Annotated in this window: 23 protein-coding genes and 1 pseudogene; 10 read left to right on the top strand and 14 right to left on the bottom strand. The window is 73.9% G+C overall.

Annotated features, from left to right (window positions below; translation table 11 throughout):
• Positions 1 to 10: 10 nt before the first annotated feature.
• From ACIQIB_RS00585 to ACIQIB_RS00575, 3 genes are all read right to left on the bottom strand, one after another.
• Positions 11 to 493, bottom strand: coding sequence for a poly-gamma-glutamate biosynthesis protein PgsC/CapC (locus ACIQIB_RS00585; RefSeq protein WP_363605660.1), 483 nt, complete (start codon positions 491 to 493; stop codon positions 11 to 13).
• A complete protein-coding gene (pgsB, locus tag ACIQIB_RS00580; RefSeq protein WP_400756104.1) occupies positions 490 to 2,127 on the bottom strand; it encodes a poly-gamma-glutamate synthase PgsB in 1,638 nt (545 codons plus the stop codon). Before pgsB ends, ACIQIB_RS00585 begins: the two co-directional genes overlap by 4 nt.
• 62 nt (positions 2,128 to 2,189) lie before the next feature.
• Positions 2,190 to 4,406 carry a HAMP domain-containing protein gene (locus ACIQIB_RS00575; RefSeq protein ID WP_400756102.1) on the bottom strand — a complete coding sequence of 739 codons (2,217 nt, stop codon included), beginning with the start codon at positions 4,404 to 4,406 and terminating at the stop codon, positions 2,190 to 2,192.
• Positions 4,407 to 4,612: 206 nt separating this feature from the next.
• Here ACIQIB_RS00575 and ACIQIB_RS00570 point away from each other — a divergent pair, with 206 nt between their 5' ends.
• The gene (locus tag ACIQIB_RS00570) at positions 4,613 to 5,608 is read left to right on the top strand and encodes a hypothetical protein (protein WP_400756100.1); all 996 of its coding nucleotides are present in this window, start codon (positions 4,613 to 4,615) and stop codon (positions 5,606 to 5,608) included.
• Positions 5,609 to 5,615: 7 nt separating this feature from the next.
• On the opposite strand, the gene ACIQIB_RS00565 is transcribed toward ACIQIB_RS00570, so the two are convergent.
• Positions 5,616 to 6,053: a gamma-glutamylcyclotransferase gene (locus tag ACIQIB_RS00565; protein ID WP_363605668.1), complete on the bottom strand. Its 438-nt coding sequence runs from the start codon at positions 6,051 to 6,053 to the stop codon at positions 5,616 to 5,618.
• 117 nt (positions 6,054 to 6,170) lie between these two features.
• Here ACIQIB_RS00565 and ACIQIB_RS00560 point away from each other — a divergent pair, with 117 nt between their 5' ends.
• Together ACIQIB_RS00560 and ACIQIB_RS00555 are read left to right on the top strand one after the other, a co-directional pair.
• Entirely contained in the window at positions 6,171 to 7,625 is a 1,455-nt protein-coding gene (locus ACIQIB_RS00560) for an NAD(P)H-quinone dehydrogenase (RefSeq protein WP_363605670.1), read from the top strand.
• A 236-nt stretch (positions 7,626 to 7,861) separates the two neighbouring features.
• Positions 7,862 to 8,839 carry a DeoR/GlpR family DNA-binding transcription regulator gene (locus ACIQIB_RS00555; RefSeq protein WP_400756304.1) on the top strand — a complete coding sequence of 326 codons (978 nt, stop codon included), beginning with the start codon at positions 7,862 to 7,864 and terminating at the stop codon, positions 8,837 to 8,839.
• 97 nt (positions 8,840 to 8,936) lie between these two features.
• On the opposite strand, the gene ACIQIB_RS00550 is transcribed toward ACIQIB_RS00555, so the two are convergent.
• The 6 genes from ACIQIB_RS00550 to ACIQIB_RS00525 all read right to left on the bottom strand — a co-directional run bounded on the left by ACIQIB_RS00550 (position 8,937) and on the right by ACIQIB_RS00525 (position 14,602).
• The gene (locus tag ACIQIB_RS00550; RefSeq protein WP_363605674.1) at positions 8,937 to 10,712 is read right to left on the bottom strand and encodes a biotin carboxylase N-terminal domain-containing protein; all 1,776 of its coding nucleotides are present in this window, start codon (positions 10,710 to 10,712) and stop codon (positions 8,937 to 8,939) included.
• A gap of 221 nt (positions 10,713 to 10,933) precedes the next feature.
• On the bottom strand, positions 10,934 to 11,728 hold the full coding sequence (locus ACIQIB_RS00545) for a hypothetical protein (protein WP_400756098.1): 795 nt from the start codon (positions 11,726 to 11,728) through the stop codon (positions 10,934 to 10,936).
• A gap of 94 nt (positions 11,729 to 11,822) precedes the next feature.
• Positions 11,823 to 12,425 carry a nucleoside triphosphate pyrophosphatase gene (locus ACIQIB_RS00540; protein ID WP_363605678.1) on the bottom strand — a complete coding sequence of 201 codons (603 nt, stop codon included), beginning with the start codon at positions 12,423 to 12,425 and terminating at the stop codon, positions 11,823 to 11,825.
• Between the two features lie 61 nt (positions 12,426 to 12,486).
• A complete protein-coding gene (gene mmpB / locus ACIQIB_RS00535; RefSeq protein ID WP_363605680.1) occupies positions 12,487 to 12,612 on the bottom strand; it encodes a morphogenic membrane protein MmpB in 126 nt (41 codons plus the stop codon).
• 154 nt (positions 12,613 to 12,766) lie between these two features.
• The gene (locus tag ACIQIB_RS00530; protein ID WP_363605682.1) at positions 12,767 to 12,988 is read right to left on the bottom strand and encodes an acyl-CoA carboxylase epsilon subunit; all 222 of its coding nucleotides are present in this window, start codon (positions 12,986 to 12,988) and stop codon (positions 12,767 to 12,769) included.
• Between the two features lie 24 nt (positions 12,989 to 13,012).
• Positions 13,013 to 14,602 carry an acyl-CoA carboxylase subunit beta gene (locus tag ACIQIB_RS00525; RefSeq protein WP_363605684.1) on the bottom strand — a complete coding sequence of 530 codons (1,590 nt, stop codon included), beginning with the start codon at positions 14,600 to 14,602 and terminating at the stop codon, positions 13,013 to 13,015.
• 218 nt (positions 14,603 to 14,820) lie between these two features.
• On the opposite strand from ACIQIB_RS00525, the gene ACIQIB_RS00520 reads away from it, so the two are divergent.
• The 3 genes and pseudogenes from ACIQIB_RS00520 to ACIQIB_RS00510 form a co-directional block, all read left to right on the top strand.
• Positions 14,821 to 15,735 (top strand): biotin--[acetyl-CoA-carboxylase] ligase, encoded by a 915-nt coding sequence (locus tag ACIQIB_RS00520; protein WP_363605686.1) that lies wholly within the window; start codon positions 14,821 to 14,823, stop codon positions 15,733 to 15,735.
• 33 nt (positions 15,736 to 15,768) lie between these two features.
• Positions 15,769 to 17,034 (top strand): adenylate/guanylate cyclase domain-containing protein, encoded by a 1,266-nt coding sequence (locus ACIQIB_RS00515; protein WP_400756097.1) that lies wholly within the window; start codon positions 15,769 to 15,771, stop codon positions 17,032 to 17,034.
• 441 nt (positions 17,035 to 17,475) lie between these two features.
• Positions 17,476 to 18,612: pseudogene (locus tag ACIQIB_RS00510) on the top strand (diguanylate cyclase domain-containing protein); the annotation flags it as partial.
• 652 nt (positions 18,613 to 19,264) lie between these two features.
• Here the strand turns inward: ACIQIB_RS00510 and fdhD are convergent.
• Positions 19,265 to 20,086, bottom strand: a complete 822-nt coding sequence (fdhD, locus tag ACIQIB_RS00505) for a formate dehydrogenase accessory sulfurtransferase FdhD (protein WP_363605690.1) — start codon at positions 20,084 to 20,086, stop codon at positions 19,265 to 19,267.
• Between the two features lie 159 nt (positions 20,087 to 20,245).
• On the opposite strand from fdhD, the gene hutH reads away from it, so the two are divergent.
• Complete coding sequence (gene hutH, locus ACIQIB_RS00500) at positions 20,246 to 21,829, top strand: histidine ammonia-lyase (protein ID WP_363605802.1); 1,584 nt, start codon at positions 20,246 to 20,248, stop codon at positions 21,827 to 21,829.
• A gap of 53 nt (positions 21,830 to 21,882) precedes the next feature.
• On the opposite strand, the gene ACIQIB_RS00495 is transcribed toward hutH, so the two are convergent.
• Complete coding sequence (locus ACIQIB_RS00495; RefSeq protein ID WP_363605692.1) at positions 21,883 to 22,299, bottom strand: hypothetical protein; 417 nt, start codon at positions 22,297 to 22,299, stop codon at positions 21,883 to 21,885.
• A gap of 210 nt (positions 22,300 to 22,509) precedes the next feature.
• Between ACIQIB_RS00495 and ACIQIB_RS00490 the strand changes: the two genes are divergently transcribed.
• Together ACIQIB_RS00490 and ACIQIB_RS00485 are read left to right on the top strand one after the other, a co-directional pair.
• Complete coding sequence (locus tag ACIQIB_RS00490) at positions 22,510 to 23,379, top strand: MurR/RpiR family transcriptional regulator (RefSeq protein ID WP_363605694.1); 870 nt, start codon at positions 22,510 to 22,512, stop codon at positions 23,377 to 23,379.
• A gap of 69 nt (positions 23,380 to 23,448) precedes the next feature.
• Complete coding sequence (locus ACIQIB_RS00485) at positions 23,449 to 23,781, top strand: hypothetical protein (RefSeq protein WP_363605696.1); 333 nt, start codon at positions 23,449 to 23,451, stop codon at positions 23,779 to 23,781.
• A gap of 40 nt (positions 23,782 to 23,821) precedes the next feature.
• Here ACIQIB_RS00485 and ACIQIB_RS00480 read toward each other — a convergent pair whose 3' ends face one another.
• Positions 23,822 to 24,397: a hypothetical protein gene (locus ACIQIB_RS00480; RefSeq protein WP_400756095.1), complete on the bottom strand. Its 576-nt coding sequence runs from the start codon at positions 24,395 to 24,397 to the stop codon at positions 23,822 to 23,824.
• A 211-nt stretch (positions 24,398 to 24,608) separates the two neighbouring features.
• A complete protein-coding gene (locus ACIQIB_RS00475; RefSeq protein ID WP_400653206.1) occupies positions 24,609 to 25,010 on the bottom strand; it encodes a hypothetical protein in 402 nt (133 codons plus the stop codon).
• 181 nt (positions 25,011 to 25,191) lie between these two features.
• On the opposite strand from ACIQIB_RS00475, the gene hutU reads away from it, so the two are divergent.
• Positions 25,192 to 26,880 carry a urocanate hydratase gene (hutU, locus tag ACIQIB_RS00470; RefSeq protein ID WP_400756093.1) on the top strand — a complete coding sequence of 563 codons (1,689 nt, stop codon included), beginning with the start codon at positions 25,192 to 25,194 and terminating at the stop codon, positions 26,878 to 26,880.
• Positions 26,881 to 26,898: the final 18 nt, after the last annotated feature.

Raw genomic sequence — 26,898 nt, 5'->3', positions numbered from 1 at the left:
GGCGCCGCGATCAGGTGCCGGGGAGGGCACCGAGCAGGACACCGGCGGTGAGCACCACGTAGTTGGCGAGCGTCACCGTGCTGGTGGCCATCAGGGTGGCCGCCCGGGGCTGGCGGACCAGCTGGTAGGCGATCAGGCCGGGGACGATGAAGCCGAGCGTCTGGTTGGCGTACATGGTCGGCAGCTCGCGCTGGAGCACCAGCATCACGGTGGCCTGGAGCAGCACGCCGATCAGCACCACGGCGGCGAACAGCCGCTTGCCGTAGAGGATCACCAGCTTCTGGACGACCCGGGTGGCGAGGTAGGTCAGCACGGTGACACCGATCACGATGGCCACCCGCTGGAGGTCCTCGACGAGGGTGAGGGCCAGCCAGCCGGGGGTGATCATGCCGCCGGGGGAGAGGTTGGTGGTCAGGTAGCAGACCAGGGAGAAGACCAGGCCGAGCGCGATGCCGATGGCGGCGATCTCGGGGGTGAGCTCGGTGGGGATCACTGCTGGTCTCCGTGGGGGAAGGGGATGTGCTGGCGGGAGGGGGCCGGGTCGAACCAGGAGTCGGGGAGCGGCTCGGGGACGTAGACGGGTTCGGGGCGGCCGGGCTCGGCGTAGTCGTGCCGCGCGTACCCGGGCTCGGCGTACTCGTGCCGCGGGTGGGCGTGCTCCTGGTACGGCGGCTCGGCGTAGCCGTACTGGTCGTGCCCGTACTGGCCGTAGCCGTGTTGCTCGTACCCGTGCTGCTCGTACCCGTGCTGGTCGTGCCCGTGTTGCTCGTACCCGTGCTGCTCGTACCCGTGCTGGTCGTGCCCGTGTTGCTCGTGCCCGTGCTGGTCGTGCCCGTGTTGCTCGTGCCCGTGTTGCTCGTGCCCGTGCTGGTCGTGCCCGTGTTGCTCGTGCCCGTGCTGGTCGTACCCGTGCTGCTCGTACCCGGTCCCGTGGTCCTCCGGCTCCTCGTCCGGGGCCAGCCGGGCCAGCTCCTCCAGGAACAGCTCGCCCTGGCCGTGGATGTTGCCGATCGCCACCAGCGAGGAGTCCGGGCCGAGCGCGGTCAGCAGCTCGTCGGTCAGCGCGGCCGGGTCCCGCTTGTCGCCGCCGAGGTCGACCACCCGCCCCGACCAGCCGGCCGGGATGCCGTCCCGGGCGCTCCTGGTCGGGTGGCCGATCAGGAAGACCGTGTCCGGATCGAGGTCCGGCACGATCTGGCCCATCTGGCCGTTGCGCTCCACCCGGTCCGGACGGCAGTTGATCACCACGTGGAGCGGGCGGTGGATCGCGCCGAGGCCCTCCAGCTGGCGGACGTTCATCAGGGTGGACTCGGGGTCGTTGGCCGCGAAGACGTTGGCGAAGCGCAGCCGCTTGCCGTCGTCCGTGCGGTAGCGCTCGACGGAGAGCACGCCCGGGTCCGGCGGGGCCTGCCACATCCCCTGCAGTGCCGTCTGCCGTTCCACGCCGAGGAGTTCGGCGACGGCGAGCGCGATGGCCACGTTCTCCTTGAAGGTGAACCAGCTGAAGCCGCGCAGTTCCTCGTCGGTCACGGACTCCGGGTCCACCACGATCAGTTCGCAGTTCCGCCGGGCCGCCTCCTCGCGCAGGATGTGCACGCGGTCCTGTTCGGCGGTGACGCAGACACCGCCGACCGGCATCGAGCGGGAGAGCGAGCGCGCGACGTCGTCCAGGGTCGGGCCCATCTCGGCGAGGTGGTCCTCGCGGACGTTGCAGAGCACGCCGATCGTCGAGCGGATCAGCTTGGTCTGGTTGACCTCCTGGAGGGCCGGCATCACCGCCATGCACTCGATCACCAGGGCGTGCGGCCGGTAGGTGGCGGCCCGGCGGACGATGCCGATCTGCTCCACCACGTTGGCGATGCCGAACTTGCGGTAGACCGGCTCCTCGGTCGCGTCGGGGTGGATGAACCGGGCCGCGGTGCCGGTGGTCTTGGCGACGGTCACCAGGCCGCCGCCGCGCAGCGCGCCCGCGCAGAGCCGGGTGATCGAGCTCTTGCCGCGGATGCCGTTGACCAGCACCCGGGTCGGGATCTGCTCCAGCGCGGCGAAGTGCCGGCGCTGCTCGACGATGCCCGCGACCAGCAGGACGGCGCAGCACACCAGCAGCACGACATAGAGGAAGAGCACGGACGGTGGTCCTTCGACTCAGGGGCCAGGGGCCAGGGGCCAGGGGGCTGGGGGCTGGGCGCTCAGCGGTCGGGCGTGGGCACGGGGGTGCGGCGGGCGGCGCGCTCCAGGTCCTGGCGGATCAGTTCCAGGCTGCGGGCGACGGCTCCGACCTCGTCGTGGTGGACGGGGTAGAGCACCGTACGGCGGTCCCCGGCGGCCAGTGCCTCGGCGTTCGCGGCGAGGCGGCGCAGGGGCAGGCCGACGGCGATCTGGAGCCAGCCGAGGCAGAGCGCGGCGGCGGCGAGGCCGAGCATGCCGGCCAGCACGGCGCGCCGGTCGGCCCGGTTCTGGTCGAGGTGCAGCCAGGCCACCGGGTGGGCGGTCACCACGGACCAGCCGAGTTTGCCGACGGTGCCGTTGCCGCCGAGCGGCGCGGCGGCCAGCAGGGCCGGGTCGCCGCCGGTGCGGACGACATCGGCGGTGGCCGCCTTCCTGGCGTCGGCCAGGACGGTCCGGGCGCGGCCGTCGGGGAGTTCACCGAAGGAGCTGTAGCCCTCGTTGGCGGCGAGCACCCGCTGCCGGTCGTCGACCAGCCAGACCCGGCCGAGGCCGGGCCGGGTGAGCAGCCCGCCGAGGAAGTCCGTCCTGAACTCGCCGACCAGCACCGGCCCCTTGGCCTCGGGCGCGTCGCCCTCGGCCGGTTCGGCGGGGCTGCCGCCGAGCGCGGCCCGGGCGGCGATCCGGGGTTCCTTGCCGGAGCTGTTGAGCAGCAGGACACCGCTCGGGCCGAGCGCGTCCGGGCCGGTGCGGTGCGGGGCCCCGCCGGCCTGGGCGAGCACCTCGCCGTTCGCGCCGAGGACGTAGAGCGAGCGGTAGCGGTCGTGCTCGGCGAGGGTGTCGTGGAGCAGGGTGTCGGCCTTGCCGACCGAGGCCTCGGTGAGCGCGGGCGCGAGCGAGCGCAGGTCGGCGTAGCCCTCGTTGAGCGCCTGGCGTATCCGGTCGGCGGCGTTGTCGGTCCGGTCGCGCTGGCCGGCGACCACCTGGGCCGGGACGCGGACGGCGGTGTCGGCGCCGCCGAGCAGCAGCAGCGGGCCGGACCAGCCGAGGACCACGACGGCGCAGAGCGCCAGCGGCAGCGCGGTGCCCGGGCGGCGGCGCCGGCCGGTGGCGGGCGCGGCGGGCGGGCGGGCCGGGTCGAGCAGCTGGAGCCGCAGCTCCTCCAGGGCGCGGGTGATCCGCCCGGCGTCGCCCCGCTTCGGCCCGGTGACCGGCTGGTCCAGCTGCTCGCCGCGGGTGAGCCGGCGGGACTCCAGGAACAGTCGCAGCAGCGGGCGCTGGAGCGTCCGGATCAGGTACCAGGCGAGCAGCAGGGCGACCAGCAGCAGTGCTCCGGCGGCGGCCAGACCGAGCGCGGGGTGGCGCAGGGAGCCGGGCCTGCCGTCGACGGTGCTGGTGGAGACCACGGTCAGGCCGAGCGGGGTGGCGAGGTCGTGGCCGCCGGGGGAGGCGACGACCGCGTAGCCGGCCACCCGGCGCGCGCCCTTCTCGTCCGGGCCGCCGGCCAGGGTGCCGGAGACGGTTCCGCCGGGGGCCGGGCGCTCGCGGGCGGCCCGTTCCCGGGCGAGGCCGACCAGCCGCCGGTCGGAGTCGGCGGTCAGCTTGGCGCCGGTGCTGTCCAGGACGGCGCCGTCGGCGTCGAGCACCTGGATGGTCTGTTCCTTGCGGGTGGCGGTGCCGGGCAGCCGCAGGTTGTCGGAGGCGACCAGCAGGGCCCGGCCGTCGGCCTTGGTGCTGACCAGGGCGAAGGTGAGCAGCCGGGTGCCGGTGGCGGAGGGCACCAGCAGCGGTGCGGGCGCGGTGTCGGTGACCTGGCCGAGGTCGAGCCCGGCCAGCGGCACGGTCTCGCCGCGGGCGGCGAGCAGCCGGCCGGTGTCGGGCCGGACGATCACCGTGCCGCGCCACTTCCGGTACGCCTGGCCGAGCGCGGTCAGCACGGCGGCGGGCTCGGCGGGGGCGCTGTCGTAGTGGGCGGCGGCCCGGCGCAGGTCGGTGGCGCTCTCGTGCAGTCCGGCGCGCAGCGAGGCCGCGGTGTCCTCGGCGGCGTACTGGTGCGACTCGCGGACGGCCTGCGGGGTCTCGTCCACCCGGAGCCCGCCGACGGCCAGCGCGGTGATCGCGGCGACGGCCAGCAGCAGGATCAGCAGCAGGGCGATCGGCGGGCGGATGCCCCCGAGCAGCGGCATGTCGGCCCGGCGGCGATAGCGGTGCTGTCGCGGCGGGGTGGGTGCCGTGCTCACGGGGGCCTCGTTCTGCGGTCGGGCCGACCGGTGCACCCACCCCCCGGGAGGTCCACCGACGCCGGTTGGTCAAACCTTGGTCAAACCGGACCAGCGTACGAATCGGTTCACGGAATCCAGTCACGTTTCGGCTTCGAACAGGGGACGCTTCGGGATCGATCCTTCGGATCATGAACCGGACGGGCCGCAGGGTAGGTTCTCGGCCCATGGAGACACGGGGTTCGCGGCGCGCGCTGGTGCTGCCGGTGGCGGCGCTTCTGGTGCTGGTGGTGCTGGCCGTCGCGCTGACGGTGGCGGCGCGCGGCTCGGCGGGGGAGCCCGGGGCGGCGTCGGGCACCACGGCCGGTGTCACGGGCGGCCCGACCGGGCCGGCGCCGGTGGACCTGGCCGCGCGGGTGGACGCGTACACCGCGGGCTTCGGCCCGGCGGCCCCGTACGCGGTGCCCGACGCCGCGCAGCGCCAGGCGGTCGCGGACGGCGTGCTGCGGACGCTGGAGGGCCGGCCGGAGCAGGCCGGGCAGGCGCTGGCGCGGGTCGGCTACCGGCTGACCGAGTTCACCGAGGCGGGCAGCGGCCGCCGGGTGGCCGAGATCGCCGACGGCTCGGGGCAGTCGGTGGACGGGCGCGGCTGGGGCCGGGTCTACCTGGACCTCGCGGCGAAGGCCTCCTGGACGGTGCAGGTGCCGCACCCGGTCTCCGACAGCCGGACCGAACTGCTCGGCGTGGACCTCTTCCGGTCCGTGCCGGGCGGGGTGCTGGTGCTGGCGGGGGCGCACCGCAAGGCGGGTGCGGACGGCTCGTCGGACGTGGCGCACCGCGCCGACACCGTCTTCGCCGCGGTGGTCGAGGCGCTCACCGCGCGGGGCCTGCCCGGCATCCAGGTGCACGGCTTCGACGAGGACAGCCTGCCGGGCGCGGACGCGGTGGTCTCCAGCGGTGCCGGCCAGGCGGGGGCGGCGGCCGAGCTCACCGCGGGCGGGCTGGGCCGGGCCGGGTTCGCGGTCTGCCGGGCCTGGCGGGAGAAGTGCGGGCAGCTGCAGGGCGCCACCAACGTCGAGGGCCGGTTCGCGGCCGGCCTCGGAGTGCCGTGGCTCCACGTCGAACTGGCCAGCGGGCTGCGCACCGAGCCGGCCCGGCGGGCGTCGGTGGCGGCGGCACTGGCCGCCACCGCGAACTCCTGGAGCGCGGGCCCGACGCCGTAGGAACGGTTCAGCAGGGGCGGCGGCGCAGGTCCAGCACGTAGTCGTGGGGGGCGCCGGCGCTCTCCGCGGCGTCGGCGATCAGGCCGAGGTAGCGGGCGGCGGGCAGGCCGCCCTCGTAGTCGTTGAGCACGTACGTCCAGACCTGGATGTCGCCGTCCAGGGTGTGCGCGCGCAGCTTGATCTTGCGGTAGATGCCGAGCTGGACGCCCTCCCAGCGGTCCAGGCCCTCCTCGTCCATCGGCGCGACGTCGTAGAGCGAGACGAAGACCTGCTCCTTCTCGTCCTCGACCACGGTGGCCAGTGAGCCCTCCCAGCCGAGCTGCTCGCCGCCGAAGGTGAGCCGCCAGCCGTCCAGCCAGCCGGTGCCGCGCAGGGGGGAGTGCGGCGCGCGGCGGGTCATCTGCCGGGCATCGAGGTTGGTGGCATACGCGGCGTAAAGGGGCATGGGGTGCAGCCTAGACGGTCCGGCGGGCGGCGGGCGGGGCCCGGGCGGTCCGGGGCGGACCGGCGGCCGGACGGAACCCCCGACCCCGGCGTGGCAGTCGTCCCGGCGTGCGGGACAATGGGGGACGTGACTCGGATCGTGATCATCGGTGGCGGACCCGGCGGCTATGAGGCGGCGCTCGTCGCCGCCCAGCTCGGCGCGGAGGTGACCGTCGTCGACCGCGACGGCCTGGGCGGATCGGCGGTGCTCACGGACTGCGTGCCGTCGAAGACGCTGATCGCGACCGCGGAGGTGATGACGACCTTCGACAGCTCGTACGAGGAGCTGGGCATCATCGTCGCGGACGACACACCTCCGCAGGAGCAGTCGGCCCGGGTGGTCGGCGTGGACCTCGGCAAGGTCAACCGGCGAGTGAAGCGCCTCGCCATCGCGCAGTCCCACGACATCACCCAGTCGGTGACCCGGGCCGGCGTCACCGTGCTGCGCGGCCGGGGCCGGCTCGGCACCGGCGGCCAGGGCGCGGACGGCTCCCGCGAGGTGCTGGTGGACGCGCCCGACGGCACCGTCCAGTCGCTGCGCGCCGACGCCGTGCTGATCGCCACCGGCGCCCACCCGCGCGAGCTGCCGGACGCCCAGCCGGACGGCGAGCGGATCCTGACCTGGACCCAGGTCTACGACCTGGAGGAGCTGCCGCGCGAGCTGATCGTGGTCGGCTCCGGCGTCACCGGCGCGGAGTTCGCCGGCGCGTACCAGGCGCTCGGTTCGAAGGTCACCCTGGTGTCCAGCCGCGACCGGGTGCTGCCGGGCGAGGACCCGGACGCCGCCGAGGTGCTGGAGGAGGTCTTCCGCCGCCGCGGCATGAACGTGATGAGCCGCAGCCGGGCCGAGGGGGTCAAGCGCTTCGGCGACCACGTCGAGGTGACGCTCTCCGACGGCAAGGTGATCACCGGCACGCACTGCCTGATGGCGGTCGGCTCGATCCCGAACACCGCCGGGATGGGCCTGGAGGAGGCCGGGGTCAAGCTCAACGACTGGGGCCAGATCCGGGTGGACCGGGTCTCCCGCACCAGCGCCCCGGGCGTCTACGCGGCCGGTGACTGCACCGGTGTCTTCATGCTCGCCTCGGTGGCCGCGATGCAGGGCCGGATCGCGATGTACCACGCGCTCGGCGACGCGGTGCAGCCGCTGAACCTGAAGACCGTCGCCTCCAACGTCTTCACCGACCCGGAGATCGCCACCGTCGGCTACACCGCCGCCGATGTGAAGTGCGGCAAGATGGACGCCGTCGAGGTCAAGCTGCCGCTGCGGGGCAACCCGCGGGCCAAGATGCAGGGCATCAGGGACGGCTTCGTGAAGCTGTTCTGCCGCCCGGGCACCGGCATCGTGGTCGGCGGCGTGGTGGTCGCGCCGCGCGCCAGCGAGCTGATCCACCCCATCGCGCTCGCGGTGGACGCCAATCTGACGGTCGAACAGGTGGCCAGCGCGTTCACCGTCTACCCGTCCGTCTCCGGTTCGACCGCAGAGGCCGCCCGCCAGCTGCACATACGGAAGCGGGCCGAGGGCGAATCCTGAGCATCCGAAGCGCAGTTGAGGGCGGCCGCCGTTCGGTGGCCGCCCTTCGCGTGCGCCGGAGCGTCACCCGGACGGCGGGCGCAGTCCCGGATCGTCGGCGGCGCGCATTGTACGGTCACGCGCCGTTCCGGCGTGAGCAATTCCCGCTACTAGCTGCAAACGCCTGAAAGCAGACGGTCACGCACGTTACCGTCGGTTCTGTGTTTGCAGCAGAACGTCGCCAGTTGATCCTCGAAATGGTGCGCGCCAACGGAGCCGTGTCGCTCCGTGAACTGGCCCGCGTCGTCCAGACCTCCGAAGTGACCGTGCGTCGTGACGTACGGGCGCTGGAGGCAGAAGGGCTCCTCGACCGCCGTCATGGCGGCGCGGTGCTCCCCGGCGGCTTCAGCCGCGAACCCGGCTACCCGCAGAAGACCCACCTGTCCGCCGCCGAGAAGAGCGCCATCGCCGATCTCGCCGCCGGTCTGGTGGAGGAAGGTGACGCCGTGGTGGTCGGCGCCGGTACCACCACCCAGGAACTGGCCCGCCGACTGGCCCGGGTGCCCGGGCTGACGGTGGTCACCAACTCCCTGCTGGTCGCCCAGGCGCTGGCACACGCCAACCGGGTGGAGGTGGTGATGACCGGCGGGACCCTGCGGGGCTCCAACTACGCCCTGGTCGGCAGCGGCGCCGAGCAGTCGTTGCACGGGCTGCGGGTCTCCAAGGCCTTCATCTCCGGCAGCGGGCTGACGGCCGATCGCGGTCTGTCGACCACGAACATGCTCTCCGCGAGCGTGGACCGGGCTCTGGTGCAGTCGGCCGCCGAGGTCATCGTCCTCGCCGACCACACCAAGCTCGGCGCGGACACCATGTTCCCGACCGTCCCGACCGACACCATCACCCGGCTGGTCACCGACGAGCGCGCCGGTGCCGACGACGCCACGGCGCGTGAGCTGGACTCGCTCGCCGACTGCGGGGTGCAGATCGACCTGGCGCCGCTCGGCGCCGCCCCGGCCGGGGACGGCCCGGTGCACGGCACCGGCAGTGGGCCCGTACACCAGACCCAGCCCGGCCCGCTGCCCCGCCGGGCCGGTCCTCCGCCCGGCGGCGCCCCGCTGCCCGGCCAGCGCCGCCCCCCGGTGCACGGTGGCCCCGGCGGCCCCGGCGGGCCGGGCGGGCCGGGCGGACCGCTGCCGGGCCGGCTCGCCGAGCTGGGCGTCCCGCGCGGCCGCTGAGCCGCGCGGGACGACCGGTACGAACGCGACCGGTCCGCACACCCTGGGGGGTGTACGGACCGGCTGTACCGACGGGGTCCGCCGGTTCGTGCTCCTGTCAGTCCTTGATCTCGCAGAGCGCGGCGCCGCTGCTGACGCTCGCGCCGACCTCGGCCTTGAGGCCGACGACGGTGCCCGCCTTGTGCGCGTTCAGCGGCTGCTCCATCTTCATCGCCTCCAGGACGATGATCAGCTCGCCCTCCGCGACGACCTGGCCCTCCTGGACGGCGACCTTGACGATGGTGCCCTGCATCGGCGAGGCCAGGGTGTCACCGCCGACCGCCGAGCCGGCCTTCTTGGCGCCGACCCGGCGCTTGGCCTTGGCCGCACCGGCCCCGCCCGCCACGGGGGCGGCCGAGACGCCCAGCGAGGACGGCAGCGAGACCTCGATCCGCTTGCCGCCGACCTCGACCACGACGGTCTCCCGGCCCTCGGCCTCCTCGCCCTCGCCGGCCGCGCCCGCGAACGCCGGGATGGTGTTGTCGAACTCGGTCTCGATCCACCGGGTGTAGACCGTGAACGGGCCCTCGCCGCCGTGCACCTCCGGCGCGAACGCCGGGTCGGTGACGACCGCCTGGTGGAACGGGATGGCCGTGGCCATGCCCTCCACCTTGAACTCGGCCAGCGCCCGGCGGGCCCGCTCCAGGGCCTGCTTGCGGGTGGTGCCCGAGACGATCAGCTTGGCCAGCAGGGAGTCCCAGGCCGGGCCGATCACCGAGCCGGTCTCGACGCCCGAGTCCAGCCGGACGCCCGGGCCGGACGGCGGCGCGAACAGCGTGACGGTGCCGGGGGCCGGCAGGAAGCCGCGGCCCGGGTCCTCGCCGTTGATGCGGAACTCGAAGGAGTGGCCGCGCACCTCCGGGTCGCCGTAGCCCAGTTCCTCGCCGTCGGCGATCCGGAACATCTCGCGGACCAGGTCGATCCCGGTGACCTGCTCGGTGACCGGGTGCTCCACCTGGAGACGGGTGTTGACCTCCAGGAAGGAGATCGTGCCGTCCATCGCCACCAGGAACTCGCAGGTGCCGGCGCCGACGTAGCCGGCCTCCTTGAGGATGGCCTTGGACGCCCGGTACAGCTCGGCGTTCTGCTCGGGGGTCAGGAACGGCGCGGGCGCCTCCTCGACCAGCTTCTGGTGCCGGCGCTGCAGCGAGCAGTCACGGGTGGAGACGACCACCACGTTGCCGTGCTGGTCCGCCAGGCACTGGGTCTCGACGTGCCGCGGGTTGTCCAGGTAACGCTCGACGAAGCACTCGCCGCGGCCGAAGGCGGCGACCGCCTCGCGCACCGCGGACTCGTACAGCTCCGGGATCTCCTCCAGCGTGCGGGCGACCTTCAGGCCGCGGCCGCCACCGCCGAAGGCCGCCTTGATGGCGACCGGAAGGCCGTGCTCCCGGGCGAACACGACGACCTCGTCGGCACCGGTGACCGGGTCCGGCGTGCCGGCCACCAGCGGGGCACCGGCGCGCTGCGCCACGTGCCGGGCGGTGACCTTGTCGCCGAGGTCGCGGATGGCCTGCGGGGGCGGGCCGATCCAGGTCAGACCCGCGTCGAGGACGGCCTGGGCGAAGTCGGCGTTCTCCGACAGGAAGCCGTAGCCGGGGTGGACGGCGTCCGCTCCCGAGTCGGCGGCGGCCTTGAGCACCTTGGCGATGTCCAGGTAACTGGTACCGGGGGTGTCGCCGCCCAGCGCGTAAGCCTCGTCGGCCGCGCGGACGTGCAGCGCATCCCGGTCCGGCTCGGCGTAGACGGCGACGCTGGCGATACCGGCGTCCGAGCAGGCACGGGCGACGCGGACAGCGATCTCCCCGCGGTTGGCGATGAGCACCTTGCGCACTGTGGCTCCCTTCTTGAACCTGGTCGAGTTTATGGAGTTCTTGACGGTACCGGCGAGTAGCCCCAGGTTGTGAACTATCCCACACACAGGGTGATGCGCCCAGGGAGCCGGTCGGCCGGCCGTCGGGGGGTCTTCCCAGGTCGTGGCCGGTGGTGCCGACGGGGGCCGATCCTCGCAGACGGCGACAGGGCGGCGTGGCGGTGTGGTGACCCTGGCCGCACTCAGGCCGTGGCCGCTCCCGAGGCCGTGTCCGTGTCCGGCGCCGGGGCCGTGTCCGTGACCGCGTCCGGCGCCGGGTCGGCCGGGCGCTCCAGTGCCTGCGCGGTGACGTCCGCCGCGAGCTCCACCACGTCCGGTCCGTACGCCTTCGGGTTGACCACCCGCAGGACGAGGGCGAAGGTGCCGTCTTCACCGTAACGCCGGGCGAGCCCGCGGTGGTTGGCCATCAGGTAGCGGACGCCGGCGTGGTTGGCGATCCCGGTCTGCCCGGAGACCAGGAACACCGGGCGCCCGCCCCCGGGGGTGGCGAGGCGGGCCAGCAGGGTGTGGACGTGCCGGTCCCAGTCCACCACGAACTCGCGGTCGCCCACGACGATGACGTTGTTCGGTCCTTCCGGCCCGCTGGTGACCCGCACCCCGGGCAGCCCCCAGGCCAGATGGGCGGCCATCCGTTCGTTGCTGCTCGGACCGCCGAAGCAGAGCTCGGTCTTGGCGCCCAGGCCGCGGTGGACGCTGTCGTGCGCGACCAGTTCGGCCTGCGCCCCGCACTCCTTGACCAGGGCCGCCAGCTCCATCAGCGCGTAGGCGTCGCGGCGGGTCACCGTTCTGGCGTGCGCGCCGGTGCCGACACTGCGGTTGACCACGATCAGGCACTCGCTGCCGGCCGGCAGCCCGAAGAACGAGCGCACCCGCTCCTGGCGCCGCCTCCGCCGCAGGTTCTGTCCCAGCCAGCCGAGCACGGCGCTGATCGCGCTGGCCACCAGGCCCAGCAGTACGTTGAGCAGACCGTCGGCCATCCGCCCGCCCCCTCCCCCGTCCGAACAGCGGCGGTCAGCCTAGCGGCGGTCGCCCGCCGCGACCATCGATGCCGCCGGAGCGCCCCGGCGGGTGCTACTTCGCCCAGAGGTCGGTGATGCGGACGCCCAGCTCCGCGAGCAGGGTGCGCAGCAGCGGCAGGGAGAGGCCGATGACGTTGCCCGGGTCGCCGTCGATGCCCTCGACGAACGGCGCCGAGCGGCCGTCCAGGGTGAACGCGCCGGCCACGTGCAGCGGTTCGCCGGAGGCGATGTAGGCGGCGATCTCCTCGTCGTCCGGGGTGCCGAACCGGACGGTGGTGGAGGCGGTGGCCGAGGACTGCTCGCCGGTGACGGTGTCGATCACGCAGTGCCCGGTGCGCAGCACGCCGGCCCGGCCGCGCATCGACCGCCAGCGGGCCAGCGCCTCGGCCGCGTCGGCGGGCTTGCCGAGCGCCTGCCCGTCCAGCTCCAGCACGGAGTCGCAGCCGATCACCAGCTCGCCGCCGGTCAGCTCGGCGGCGACCGCCTTGGCCTTGGCCTCGGCCAGGACGAGGGCGAGCTCGGCGGGGGTGGCGGCGCTGATCGCGTCCTCGTCCACGCCGCTGACCACCACGAGCGGGTCGAGGCCCGCCTGGCGCAGCAGCCCGAGGCGGGCGGGGGAGGCGGAGGCGAGGACGAGGGTGCGCTGGTCGGTCATGGCCACCAGGGTAGGGGGTGACGGTGTGGGCCGTTGGGGTACGGCGGCCCGGCCCGGGGGGTCAGAGCAGCAGCAGGACGGCGATCACCAGGGCGCAGGCGGCGAGCACCCGGCCGGCGCGGTGCAGCCGCTGCTGCATCCGCCGGGCCTCGGGGGAGGGCTCGTCGCGGGGGTCTGACCAGAGCACCAGTCCAGGGTGCGCCGCGCCCGGGCCGGACGCCTGAGTATCCGTACTCAGCTTTCGGGCAATCCGGGCCAACCGGCGCCGGAACGGACATGGCGGAAGCCGAAGCGGCGGAGCGGTAGGCCGGCCGGCCTCCCGCTCCGCCGGGCGGGGCGCCCTAAGCGGCCCAGCCGGAGGTGCGCCAGGCGTTGGCGCCGGGGCGCAGGACGGGGCGCATCCAGCGGGCGTGGTCGTTCCAGGGGGCTTCCGGGCCGACACCGGCGCGGCGGGCCGCCTCTGCGGCGGCCTGCGCGGCGGCGGCCCGGGCCTGGACCACCGCCAGGACGGTGGCGAGCTCCTCGGGGGTCGGCTGCCCGTGCAGCACGTGGATCGGGGCCATGGCTCAATCCTCTCGCGACTCGGGCTACAGCGGAATGTTTCCGTGCTTCTTGGGCGGCAGCACCTCGCGCTTGCCGCGCAGCGCCCGCAGGCCGCGCACGATGTGCCGACGGGTGTCGCTCGGCGCGATGACGGCGTCCACATAGCCGCGTTCGGCGGCCAGGTACGGGTTGAGCAGGGTGTCCTCGTACGAGGCGAGCAGCTCGGCCCGCCTGGTCTCGACGGTCCCGGCGGCCTCGGCCTCGGCGATCTCGCGCCGGTGCACGATGTTGACCGCGCCCTGCGCGCCCATGACGGCGATCTGCGCGGTCGGCCAGGCCAGGTTGAGGTCGGCGCCCAGGTGCTTGGACCCCATGACGTCGTACGCGCCGCCGAAGGCCTTCCGGGTGATCACGGTGATCAGCGGGACGGTGGCCTCGGCGTAGGCGTAGATCAGCTTGGCGCCGCGGCGGATGATGCCGTTCCACTCCTGGCCGGTGCCGGGCAGGAAGCCGGGCACGTCGACGAAGGTCAGCACCGGGATGTTGAAGCTGTCGCAGGTCCGCACGAAGCGGGCGGCCTTCTCGCTGGCGGCGATGTCCAGGCAGCCGGCCAGGTTCATCGGCTGGTTGCCGACGATGCCGACCGGGTGGCCCTCGACCCGGCCGAAGCCGGTGATGATGTTGCCCGCGTACAGCGGCTGGGTCTCCAGGAACTCGCCGTCGTCGAGGATGTGCTCGATCACCGTGTGCATGTCGTACGGCTGGTTCGCCGAGTCCGGCACCAGGGTGTCGAGTTCGAGGTCCTCGTCGGTGACGGTGAGGTCCGCCTCCTCGGGGAACGACGGCGGGTCGGAGAGGTTGTTGGGGGGCAGGTACGAGAGCAGGCTCTTGACGTACTCGACCGCCTCCTTCTCGTCCGAGGCGAGGTAGTGCGCGTTGCCGGACTTGGTGTTGTGGGTGCGTGCGCCGCCCAGCTCCTCCATGCCGACGTCCTCGCCGGTGACGGTCTTGATCACGTCGGGCCCGGTGATGAACATGTGCGAGGTCTGGTCGGCCATCACCACGAAGTCGGTGATCGCGGGGGAGTAGACCGCGCCGCCCGCGCAGGGGCCCATGATCAGCGAGATCTGCGGGATCACCCCGGAGGCGTGGACGTTGCGGCGGAAGATCTCGCCGTACAGGCCGAGCGAGACCACGCCCTCCTGGATCCGGGCGCCGCCGGAGTCGTTGATGCCGACGACCGGGCAGCCGGTCTTCAGCGCGAAGTCCATCACCTTGACGATCTTCTCGCCGAAGACCTCGCCGAGCGAGCCGCCGAAGACGGTGAAGTCCTGGGCGAAGACGGCGACCTGGCGGCCGTCCACGGTGCCGTAGCCGGTGACCACGCCGTCGCCGTACGGCCGGTTCTTCTCCTGGCCGAAGTTGACCGAGCGGTGCCGGGCGAACTCGTCGAACTCCACGAAGGAGCCCTCGTCCAGCAGCTCGGCGACCCGCTCACGGGCCGTCAGCTTGCCCTTGGCGTGCTGCTTCTCCACGGCCTTCGCGGAGCCGGAGTGCACCGCCTCGTCGATCCTGCGCCGCAGGTCGGCGAGTTTGCCGGCGGTGGAGTGGGGGTCGTACGGCGCCTCGGTCATCGGGTGGCTCTCCCTGATCCATGGGCCGCGTCCTGTTCAGTGGCGGGCAGGTCCGCACGGGACTCGCGCTTGAGGGCAGGGCGGCACAACGAACTACCGTTGGGTAGCGTAGCCAGCGCGTGGCGTTTCCCGTTATGGCCATCGACACAGTGTGTTAACGCGCGTTCTGCGGGACGATAAGGCGGCCTACGGCCTTTAGGGGACCTAGGGTTTCCCGCATGACCGACGCCAACGATGCACCGCGTGAGCCCGTCGTCCGCCGCCGCAGTGGTCTGCGCGGCCTCGGGCACGGCGGTCCTTCGCCCTGGACCGATCTGGACCGGCCGCCGCTGGACGCCGGGGCGCTCCGCCGTGACCTGGTCAGGGAGGGCGGGTTCTGGACCTCGCTGGACGTCGTCGCCGAGACCGGCTCCACCAACAACGACCTGGCCGCCCTGGCCCGGGCGGGCGCGCCGCAGGGCGCGGTGCTGGTCGCCGAGGTACAGAACGCCGGGCGCGGGCGGCTGGAGCGGCAGTGGACGGCGCCGACCCGGTCGGGGCTGTTCCTCTCCGTCCTGCTTCGCCCGGACGGGGTACCGGTCGAACGGTACGGCTGGTTGCCGATCCTGGTCGGGGTGGCGGCGGCCAGCACGCTGAGCCGGGTCGCCGAGGTCGAGGTCGGCCTCAAGTGGCCCAACGACCTCCAGGTGGTCGTGGACGGCACGGAGCGCAAGCTCGGCGGCATCCTGACCGAGCTGAGCGGCGGCGCGGTGGTGGCCGGCCTGGGCCTGAACGTCTCGCTGCGCGAGGCCGAGCTGCCCGTCCCCACCGCCGCCTCGCTGGCGCTGGCCGGGGCCGCGGTGACCGACCGGGCCACGCTGCTGCGCGCGCTGCTGCGCGAGTTCGCCGACCTGTACGCGGAGTGGACGGCCGCCGCCGGGGACCCGCACGCCAGCGGCCTGCTGCCCGCGTACACGGACCGCTGCACCACGCTCGGCCGGCCGGTGAAGGTCCTGCTGCCGGGCGACCGGGAGCTGCTCGGCGAGGCGGTGGCGATCGACGGCGACGGCCGGCTGGTGGTCCGGACGCCCGACGGCGCGCGCCGCGCAGTGGGCGCGGGGGACGTCGTCCATGTGCGCCCCGAGCCGCGCTGAGCGGCAGTCTTCACCTCTCCTTGACCCGGGCTGATGCCCCGGATCGAGCGATTCCGTGCGAACATTCCACCTGGCAGCAGTGTGAGGCGCGCCACTGCCCGCCGGGTGGCGGGCGCGCCCCCGGACAGGCAGGACACGAGGCAAGTGCGGCAACCGCACGGGGACGGACCGGTGGCAGAGGACGGCGGCAACGGCGGTACGGCGGGCACCCACGACCAGACGGTCGCGCTCGACCTGGAACGCCTGATCCTGGACGCGCCACGCCGCTACACCCCGTACCAGGCCGCGCGGGCCGCCGACGTCCCGATGGAGCTGGCCACCCGGTTCTGGCGCGCGATGGGCTTCCCGGACATCGGGCAGTCCCGGGCGCTGACCGACGGTGATGTGATCGCGCTGCGCCGGCTCGCCGGTCTGGTGGAGTCGGGCCTGCTCAGCGAGACGATGGCGATCCAGGTGGCACGCTCCACCGGACAGACCACCGCCCGGCTGGCCGGCTGGCAGATGGACACCTTTCTGGACAACCTCACCCAGTCCGTCGAGCCCGGCCTGACCCGGGCCGAGGTGGCGTACCCGCTGGTCGAGCTGCTGCTGCCGGAGCTGGAGCAGTTCCTGGTGTACGTCTGGCGCCGGCAGCTGGCCGCCGTCACCGGCCGGGTGGTGCAGGCCGCCGAGGACACCGAGATCACCAGCGGCCGGCTGGCGGTGGGCTTCGCGGACCTGGTCGGCTTCACCCGGCTGTCGCGCCGGCTGGAGGAGGAGGAGCTCGGCGAGCTGGTCGAGACCTTCGAGAACACCTGCTCCGACCTGATCGCCGGCCAGGGCGGCCGGGTGATCAAGACGCTCGGCGACGAGATCCTCTACGTCTCCGAGGATCCGGTGACCGCCGCCGAGATCGCGCTCAGCCTGATCGAGGCGCTGGCGGAGAACGACACCATCCCCGCGCTGCGGGTCGGCATGGCCTTCGGCACCGTCACCTCGCGGATGGGCGACGTCTTCGGCACCACCGTCAACCTGGCCAGCCGGCTGACCTCGATCGCGCCCAAGGACGCGGTGCTGATCGACGGCGAGTTCGCCACCGCGCTGGAGCAGCACGGCAGCGTCGCCCCGGCCGACGCGGACGGGCCCGGGCTCGCCGAGGCCCTGTCGGCCGCCGCCGGGATGCCCGCCCCTGGTCTGCCGGTGCCCGGGCCGGACGCCGGGCACCGCTTCAACCTCCAGCCGATGTGGCGCCGGCCGGTGCGCGGGCTCGGGCTGGTCGAGCCCTGGCTGCTGTCGCGGCGCCCGCGCACCCAGCCGTAGCGGCCCGCCCCGGGGACGGCCGGTGGCCGACGGGTGACGGTTGCCGCGCGGACGCAGGTGGGCTCGCGGCCGGACCGGGGTAGGAAGGGGGCGGATGTTGCTCGGACGGCGCCCGGGTGACGGTCGGACGCCGGCCCGGTGATGGCCGGACGGCGGTCGGCCGGTGGGTATCCGTACGGCTGAAACCCGTACGGCCTGGCGGACCGATCCGGGCAAACGGGGCATAACCGAGCGAAACCGCCATAGTCTTGGTGCAAGCGGCCGGATGGGTGCGGGGCTCGGCAGGGGGCGCCCCGGGGGCCGAGCAGGACCGAGCACAGGGAGCGAGGCGAGCCGGTGAGCAGTGAGGCGATCGTGACGGACCGCGACGTCGACCGGGCGCCGCAGCCGCCCGTCGTTCCCGATCTGCGGCTGACGTCCGTGGTCGAACTCGCCCAGGACATGGCGGGGGCGCTCACCCCGCTGGAGGCCGTCAGAGCGGCGGCCGTCCGCGCCACCGAGGCCCTCGGCGCCACCATGGCGGCGGTCTCGGTCTGGGACCGCGAGTCCGGCCGGCTGCGGGTGCTGGTCAACCACGGCGAGCTGGCGCCGGGGGAGGAGGAGCTGCCGGAGGACGAGTCCTACCCGGTGGCCGACTTTCCCGAGATCGTCACCTATCTGGAGGAGCGCTGGACCACCGGCCGGCTGCCCCGCGCCTGGGTGCAGACCGCCGAGAACTCGATCCCGCACCCCGGGCACTCGCACCCGACCGCGGGCGCGTACTGCCAGGAGCGCGCGGCCGCGCTGCGCCGGCGCGGGCGGGCCTGCTGCGTGGTCGCCCCGATCGTGCTGCACGGGCAGGCCTGGGGCGAGCTGTACCTGGCGCGGACGCTCGGGCAGCCGGAGTTCACCGAGGCGGACGCCGACTACGCCACCCTGCTGGCCGCCCAGGTCTCGGCCGGTCTCGCGCAGACCGAGCGCCTGGCCGACCTGCGCAAGCTGGCCTTCTCCGACCCGCTGACCGGCCTGGCCAACCGCCGGGCCGTGGACGCCCGGCTGGAGAGCGCGCTGGAGGCGCACAACCGGGACAACACGGTGGTCTCGCTGGTGGTCTGCGACGTCAACGGCCTGAAGCGGGTCAACGACCAGCTCGGCCACGAGATGGGCGACCGGCTGCTGGAACGGTTCGCCCACCAGCTGTCGCTGGCCGCCGCCAAGCTCCCCGGCAGCCTGGCCGCCCGGCTCGGCGGCGACGAGTTCTGCCTGCTCGTCGAGGGCCAGAAGGCCGACGAGGTGGTCGCCGTCGCCGAGGAGCTGTGCGCGCGGGCGCTGGCGCTGGCCGAGGGCGAGGGCGTCGCCTGCGGGGTCGCCTCCACCGGGGACTCGATCGGCCCGGTCACCACCCCCGACCGGCTGTTCCGGCTCGCCGACGCCGCCCAGTACCGAGCCAAGGCCGCCCGCGCCGCCCACCCGGTGGTGGCCGGGCGCAGCCACGGCCCCGGCTTCTCGCCCGACCCGACCGTGCTGCTCGCCGACGCCGCCGACCCGCACCACCGGGCCGACGGGCGGGGCCGGCACGCCGGCCGGGCGGGGGCGGGCGACCGGCGGCGGTTCCGGGGCGCCGCGCACAGTGCGGACCCGGGCCAGCTGCTCACCGCCGTGCTGTCCGCGCTGGACCAGCACGGCTCGGTCCGCGCGATCCACCCCGCGGACACCATCGGCAAGCTGGTCGTCGTCGCCGAGACCTCGGCCCGGCTGCTGGACACGGTCGGCTGGTGGGTCTCGTACGTGCCGCCGGGCTCGCAGCTGATGCGGACCGTGCGGCACGCCGTCTACCGGATGACCAGCGGGCCGAGCAGCAGCCGGGCGGAGACCCAGCGGGCCCAGATCGAGGCCCCGGACGCCGTCTTCGACCTGCGGCACTACCCGATGACCCGGCGGGCGGTGCGCGGTGGCGCGTTCGCGCTGCGCTCCGGGGCGGCGGGGAACGACCCGGCCGAGGAGGCCATGCTGGTGGTCTCCGGCTACCGGGGGATGGTCGCGGCGGGCGGGCAGAACGCGGCCGGCGGCTGGCTGGTCGAGCTGTTCGCGGACGACGCCACGCTGCCGCTGGGGCAGGTCACCGCCGCGATGCGGGCGCTCGTCGCGGTGGCCCTCTCCGGCCCGGCCTCGCCGCCCCCGGGGTAGGGCGGCGCGGCCCGCGCGGCCGACCTGGTCGAGGCGCGGCTGCCGGGCGGCGGCGCGGGAGGGGTCAGCTGATCCGGTCGGGGCGGGTGTAGACGTTGGCGCCCTCGCCGCGCAGGAAGCCGACCAGGGTCAGACCCAGCTCCTCGGCCAGGTCCACCGCGAGGGAGGACGGCGCCGAGACGGCCGCCAGCAGCGGGACGCCCGCCAGCGCGGCCTTCTGGGTCAGCTCGAACGAGGCCCGGCCGCTGACCAGCAGGACGTGCCCGGCCAGCGGCAGCCGGCCCGCGCGCAGCGCCCAGCCGACCACCTTGTCCACCGCGTTGTGCCGGCCGACGTCCTCGCGCGCGCAGAGCAGCTCGCCGGTCGCCGGGTCGAACAGCCCGGCGGCGTGCAGGCCGCCGGTCGACTCGAAGGTCCGCTGCGCCTCCCGCAGCCGGTCCGGCAGCCCGTACAGCAGTGCCGGGGGGACGGTGAGCGGGTCGTCCGCGACCTTGTGGCGGACGTGGGTGCGGACGGCGTCCACGGTGTCGCGGCCGCAGAGGCCGCAGGCGCTGGTGGTGAGCAGGTTGCGGTGCGCGGAGAGCGGGAGCGCCCCGGGGGTGCGCAGGGTCGCGTCCACCACGTTGTAGGTGTTGGCGCCCGCCTCGTCCGTCCCGGCGCAGTAGCGCAGCGCCGCCAGCTCGTCGGCGGTGTGGACCAGGCCCTCGCCCACCAGGAACCCGGCCACCAGGTCGAAGTCCTGCCCCGGGGTCCGCATGGTCACCGTCAGCGGCTCGCCGCCGAGCCGGATCTCCAGCGGCTCCTCCGCCGCCAGGGCGTCCGGCCGCGTACTGCGCCCGTCCCCGCGCAGCCGCACCACCCGCCGCCGCGCCGTCGCTCGCGTCATGGCACCTCCACCTCCGTACGGTCCCGTGGCCACCAGCGTGCGTCAACGGCCCCGGTGTCCGAGAATCCTGCCTGGGGTTCCTGACCGGCCGCCGGCCGGGGGTTCCATGATGAGCCAGGACGGTTGTCATATCTTCATTCACCTGATGTGATGGTGTATATGGATATGCACAGTGCTGTGGCCCCCGACGCGCCGCTCGTCCAGGTCGGCAAGGCCGACGTCAGCGCCGAGGACGTGCTGGCGGTCGCCCGGGGGAACGCCCGGGTCGAGATCGGTCCCGACGCGATCGCCGAGATGGCGGCCGCCCGCGCCCGGATCGACGCCCTCGCGGCCGAGCCGCGCCCCGTCTACGGCGTCTCCACCGGGTTCGGTGCGCTCGCCGTGCGGCACATCAGCCCCGAGCTGCGGGCCCAGTTGCAGCGGTCGCTGGTGCGCTCGCACGCCGCCGGGATGGGGCCCGCGGTGGAGCGCGAGGTGGTCCGGGCACTGGTCTTCCTGCGGATGAAGACGCTGGCCTCGGGCCGGACCGGGGTCCGCCCGCTGGTCGCGCGGACCATGGCCGCGATCCTCAACGCCGGCATCACGCCGGTGGTCCGCGAGTTCGGCTCGCTCGGCTGCTCCGGCGACCTCGCGCCGCTGTCGCACTGCGCGCTCGTCCTGATGGGCGAGGGCGTGGCCACCGGCCCGGACGGCGTGGAGCGCCCCGCCGCCGAACTGCTCGCCGCGGCCGGCATCGAGCCGGTCGAGCTGCTGGAGAAGGAGGGCCTGGCCCTCATCAACGGCACCGACGGCATGCTCGGCATGCTGGTGATGGCCATCGCCGACCTGTCGCGCCTGTTCACCACCGCCGACATCACCGCCGCGATGACCCTGGAGGCGCTGCTCGGCACCGAGAAGGTGCTCGCCCCCGAGCTGCACGCCCCGATCCGCCCGCACCCCGGCCAGGCGCTGAGCGCCGCCAACATGCTGGCCGTCCTCAAGGACTCCGGCCTCACCGGCCACCACCAGGACGACGCGCCGCGCGTCCAGGACGCCTACTCGATCCGCTGCGCCCCGCAGGTGGCCGGCGCGGGCCGCGACACGCTCACCCACGCCCGGCTGGTCGCCTCCCGCGAGCTGGCCGCCTCGGTGGACAACCCGGTGGTGCTGCCGGACGGCCGGGTGGAGTCCAACGGCAATTTCCACGGCGCCCCGGTGGCGTACGTGCTGGACTTCCTCGCCATCGCCGCCGCCGACCTGGGCTCGATCTCCGAGCGCCGCACCGACCGGCTGCTGGACAAGGCCCGCTCGCACGGGCTGCCGGCCTTCCTGGCCGACGACCCGGGCGTGGACTCCGGCCTGATGATCGCCCAGTACACCCAGGCGGCGCTGGTCAGCGAGAACAAGCGGCTCGCGGTGCCGGCCTCGGTCGACTCGATCCCGTCCTCCGCGATGCAGGAGGACCACGTCTCGATGGGCTGGTCCGCCGCCCGCAAGCTGCGCCAGTCGGTGGAGAACCTCGGCCGGATCCTCGCCGTCGAACTCACCGCCGCCGCCCGCGCGCTGGAGATCCGTCAGCAGGCCGACGCCAGTGGCACGGTGGCCCCGGCCACCGCCGCCGCGCTGGCCGCCGCCCGGGCGGCCGGGGTCGGCGGCGCGGGCCGCGACCGCTTCCTCTCGCCGGACCTGGAGGCCGCCGCCGCGCTGGTCGCCTCCGGCGGGCTGGTGCGGGCGGTCGAGCAGGTCACCGGGCCGCTGGCCTGAGCCGTGGCGGTCGCGGGGCGGACGGGAGCGGAGGCGGGGCCGGTGGCCCCGCCTCAGTCCCAGTCGTCCCGCGACCGCTTGGCCCTGGCCTCCTCGCGGCGGTCGCCCATGGCGGCGGCCACGTTGACGCCGACGATGCCCGCCCAGCAGACGATCAGGCCCATGACGCCGTTCCCCGGGCCGCCGGTCGCGATGGCGGTGAGCGGGATGCCCAGCACCAGGGAGGCCAGCGGCAGCTTCGAGTTCGAGCGGCCGGACGGGCGGCGGCGCGGGCGCTCCGCGATCCCGGACTCGTCGAGCCGCTCGGCCAGCCGGCGCTCCAGCCGGGTGTCGAGGCGGGCGTCCAGCCGGGACTCCAGCCGGGACAGGAACGAGTCGACCAGCTCCGCTTCGTACTCCTTGCCGAGTTCCTTGCGCGCCTGCAGGGTGGCGTCGAGGTCGCGCCTCAGTTCGTCCTGGCGAGTGTCCATGGCCACCAGCGTGCGCCCGGGCGGCCGGGCCGGTCCACCGGTTCGCCAGGTAATCCGGGCGGGTTCAGGGAGAAATCAGGGTTACCCCGAGGGTTCGTCCGCCCGCCGGGGCGTCTCACCGGCCGTCCCGGCGTACGAGACGTCTTTGCCAGTGGCGGCGCACTGCTGCACAGTCGTCGTCCGAACAGCTCGCATCCGGAGGTACCGCTGATGACCGCCACCGACGACACCGGCACGGTCGGCCCCTCCGCGCGGCTGCTCCAGCTGTTCGAGGGTCACCGGCTGACCCCCACCCAGCGGCGGATCGCCCACTCGCTGGTCCGGCACGCCACCGAGGCGCCGTTCCTCTCCAGCGTCGAGGTCGCCGAACTGGCCGGCGTCAGCCAGCCGTCCGTCACCCGCTTCGCGGTGGCGCTCGGCTACGACGGCTACCCGGCGCTGCGCAAGCAGCTGCGTGAACTCGGTGCCGGCGAGCCGGCCGCGCCGGAGAGCCCGGACGACGCGGTGCGCAACGAGCACCAGCAGGCCGTCCTGGCCGAGATCGAGCACCTGCGCCACCTCGCCGAACTCCTCGCCGACCCCGAGCCGGTCACCCGGGCCGCCCGGCTGCTCGCCGCCTCCCGGCCGCTGCCGGTGCTCGGCCTGCGGGCCGCCTCCGCCCAGGCGCGCGGCTTCGCCTACTTCGCGGCCAAGGTGCACCCGGACGTCCGGCTGCTCGACGAGGGCGGCAGCATGCTCGCCGACCGCATCGAACAGGCCGCCGCCGGCGGGGCGAGCGCGCTGCTCTGCTTCGCCCTGCCGCGCTACCCGCGCGAGCTGATGGACGCTCTGGCGGTGGCCCGGGAGTGCGGGCTGACCGTCCTGACCGTCGCCGACAGCGCCTTCGCGCCGGTCGCCAAGCTCTCCGACCTGATGCTGCCGGCCGCCGTCGGCACCGGCCTGGTCTTCGACACCGCCTGCGCGCCGATGATGCTCGGCCGGGTGCTGCTCCAGCGCATGTGCGACGAACTCCCCGGTGCCGAGGCCCGGTTGGAGGCCATCGAGCAGTCGGCGACGGCTCGTGGGCTCTTTCTGGAGTAGCCCCCGGGGCGCGGCGGGAATCCTGTCAACAGGCCCGTACCCAGGGCCGATCGGCAGGGGGAACCTGTGATGCGCGTGATCCACGAGATGAAGTTCGTCGGCCGGCTCGCCTCGGGCGCCGACGAGTGGTCCTGCCCGACCTGCGGACGGCGCGTCACCCTGCGCCGGCTGCCCGACCCCGAACTGACCGTCCTCGACCTGGGGGACGAGAGCGCCGTCCACGTCGGCGTCATCGAACCCGACGCCCGCGCCGCCGAGGCCGCCGAGAGGTACGGCCTCGGTCCCGTCCAGGAGATCCCCCGGCCGCCCCGCCCGCCGGCCACCGCCACCACCCCCGACGCCGCCGACCGCCGCTGGCTCGCCGAGATCGGCATCGACTGGGACGGCGACGAGGCGGCCTGAGACCTGCCCGGAGGCGGGCGTGCGGGCGATCGCGTTTCGGTCAGAACCGCGGTGGACGCAGGCCCGGGCACGTGTCCTGGCGCTGCTTCAAGACGGCCGGGACCCTGTCCAGCCGCAAGGCCTGGGCAGCCGGCTCGGCATCGAGGCACGCGAGCAGATGGTGGAGCGTCGCGTGGCCGGCTTCGAGGTGGCGGTGGTGGATCGGTTCGTGGTGGCTGATCCGGTTGCGCAACCGCATCATGGTGACGAACCTCCGGTGCAGGTCGTCACGGCGCCCGATGTCGCTCGGGAAGGCCCGGTGGAGCGCGGGAACCCAGAACGTCCGGGCATGCCGTCCGGAGAGCAGCTTCACCCAGAACCCGAACGAGAGCTCCGCGACAACGTCGTCGGCCGTCACCTGCCTGTGGCGGATCCGGCGCTCGCACTTGCGCCGTGCAGGGCGTTGCGGAGCGTGACCTCCAGGCAGTGCAGCGCCGTAGAAGGCTGCGGAGACCTCGATGTTCCACCGGTGCAGCCGGGCGGCCTCCTCCCCTGCACCGGTGGCCGGCGCATGGGGCTCCAGCCGTGGCTCCGAAAGGCTTCGAAGCATCCAGGTCGGCCGTTCGCCGGTGTTCACAAGGCCCCCCGATGGACGGCGGGACCCTTCAGGTCCCGGAGGACGGTGCTGCCGTCGAGCGGGTAAGCCCCGGGTCGCCTCTGCGTGCATGCCGCCCGGGGCACTGCTGTTTTCCGCCCCGGGCCGCGCCGGGCGATCCTGCGGATCAAGCATCATCGCGACGGGTGCTCGTGCGGGACACCTCCGGCGCGTGGCCTGCGGTTGTGCTGCGTCAGCGCCGGATGCTCTGCAGTGGACGCTTGCTGCCGTCGCTGAGGGTGAAGAAGGACCAGCCGTTCCTCGAACCCGAGACGTCCGGGTTGTAGTGCTGGACGATTGCCCGGGCGGCCGAGCTGGGCGTCTTGTGCGAGGTGCCGTCCAGTGGGCCTGAAGTGATGTCCACGCGGCTGGTTTCGGGGTCGAACAGGGCCTTGGTGAGGAATCCCTCGTACGTCGCGTGGACGGCCACGCGCTTGTCGCCGGGCGGTACCGGCGCGTTCTGCCGCGCCGCCGGGGCGGCCAGGCTGGCGTCGGCCACCAGTCGGGCGACCACCTGGCCGGGCGTGACGCCGGCCATCCGGGCGGCGAACTCCAGGGCTCGGGCGGTCTGGATGTCGATCTCGACCTGCGGCATGGCGTGTCTCCCCTCTCTGCGCGACGATGCTGCATACCCTATCACGGTGGTGCGCGGAGTGCTCTGGAGTGCTCTGAATTCTCCCGATGCCCTCGGTCTCAACCCTGGCCAGAGGCTGAGTGATTGGATATATTCAGCCAGGTAGAAACTGAATGAATTCATCCGCAGGGAGGCCGGGAGCATGGTGCAGCAGCAGACGGGCGGGCCGCGTGAGGTGCGCGCGGCGCGGGGTACGACGCTGACGGCGCAGGGGTGGCAGCAGGAGGCCGCCCTGCGAATGCTGATGAACAACCTCGACCCGGAGGTGGCCGAGCACCCGTCGAAGCTGGTGGTGTACGGCGGCACCGGCAAGGCGGCGCGGGACTGGCGGTCGTTCGACGCCATGGTGCGCACGCTGGAGGGGCTGAAGCGGGACGAGACCATGCTGGTCCAGTCCGGCCGCCCGGTCGGTGTGATGCAGACCCACGAGTGGGCGCCCCGGGTGCTGATCGCCAACTCCAACCTGGTCGGGGACTGGGCGAACTGGGAGGAGTTCCGGCGGCTGGAGTCCCTCGGGCTCACCATGTACGGGCAGATGACCGCCGGGTCGTGGATCTACATCGGCACCCAGGGCATCCTCCAGGGCACCTACGAGACCTTCGCCGCCGTCGCCAACAAGCGCTACGGGGGCACCCTGGCGGGCACCATCACCCTCACCGCCGGGCTCGGCGGCATGGGCGGCGCCCAGCCGCTGGCCGTCACCATGAACGGCGGCGTGGCGATCTGCGTCGACTGCGACCCGTCCCGGATCGCCCGCCGGATCGAGCACCGCTACCTGGACGTCGAGGCCAAGGACCTCTCGCACGCGCTGGAACTGGCCACCGCCGCCCGCGACAAGCGGCAGCCGCTCTCCATCGGCGTGCTGGGCAACGCCGCCGAGCTGTTCCCGCAGCTGCTCGCGATGGACGCGCCGATCGACATCGTCACCGACCAGACCAGCGCCCACGACCCGCTGAGCTACCTGCCGCTGGGCGTGGCCTTCGACGACATGGCGACCTACGCGGCAGAGAAGCCCGCCGAGTTCACCCAGCGCTCGCGCGAGTCGATGGCCCGGCACGTGGAGGCGATGGTCGGCTTCCTGGACCGCGGCGCCGAGGTGTTCGACTACGGCAACTCGATCCGCGGCGAGGCCCGGCTGGCCGGCTACGACCGGGCGTTCGCCTTCCCCGGCTTCGTCCCGGCGTACATCCGGCCGCTGTTCTGCGAGGGCAGGGGCCCGTTCCGCTGGGCGGCGCTCTCCGGCGACCCGCAGGACATCCACAAGACCGACAAGGCCGTCCTCGACCTCTTCCCGGAGAACGAGTCGCTGCACCGCTGGATCAGGATGGCCCAGGAGAAGGTGCACTTCCAGGGCCTGCCCGCGCGGATCTGCTGGCTCGGCTACGGCGAGCGCGACAAGGCCGGCGAGCGGTTCAACGACATGGTGGCGTCCGGCGAACTGTCCGCGCCGATCGTGATCGGCCGCGACCACCTGGACTGCGGCTCGGTCGCCTCCCCGTACCGGGAGACCGAGGCGATGCTGGACGGCTCCGACGCGATCGCCGACTGGCCGCTGCTCAACGCCATGGTCAACGTCGCCTCCGGCGCGTCCTGGGTCTCCATCCACCACGGCGGCGGCGTCGGCATCGGCCGCTCGATCCACGCCGGCCAGGTCACCGTCGCCGACGGCACGCCGCTGGCCGGCGAGAAGATCCGCCGGGTGCTCACCAACGACCCGGGCATGGGCGTGATCCGGCACGTGGACGCCGGGTACGACCGGGCCGCCGAGGTCGCCGACGAGCGCGGGGTGCGCGTCCCCATGCACGAGCACGGCCCGACGGGTGCGCTGTGACCGTCAAGCCCCCGAGCT

Source organism: Kitasatospora sp. NPDC092286 (genome assembly GCF_044755565.1).
Taxonomy (GTDB): domain Bacteria; phylum Actinomycetota; class Actinomycetes; order Streptomycetales; family Streptomycetaceae; genus Kitasatospora.
This window is presented reverse-complemented; position numbering and strand designations above follow the sequence as displayed.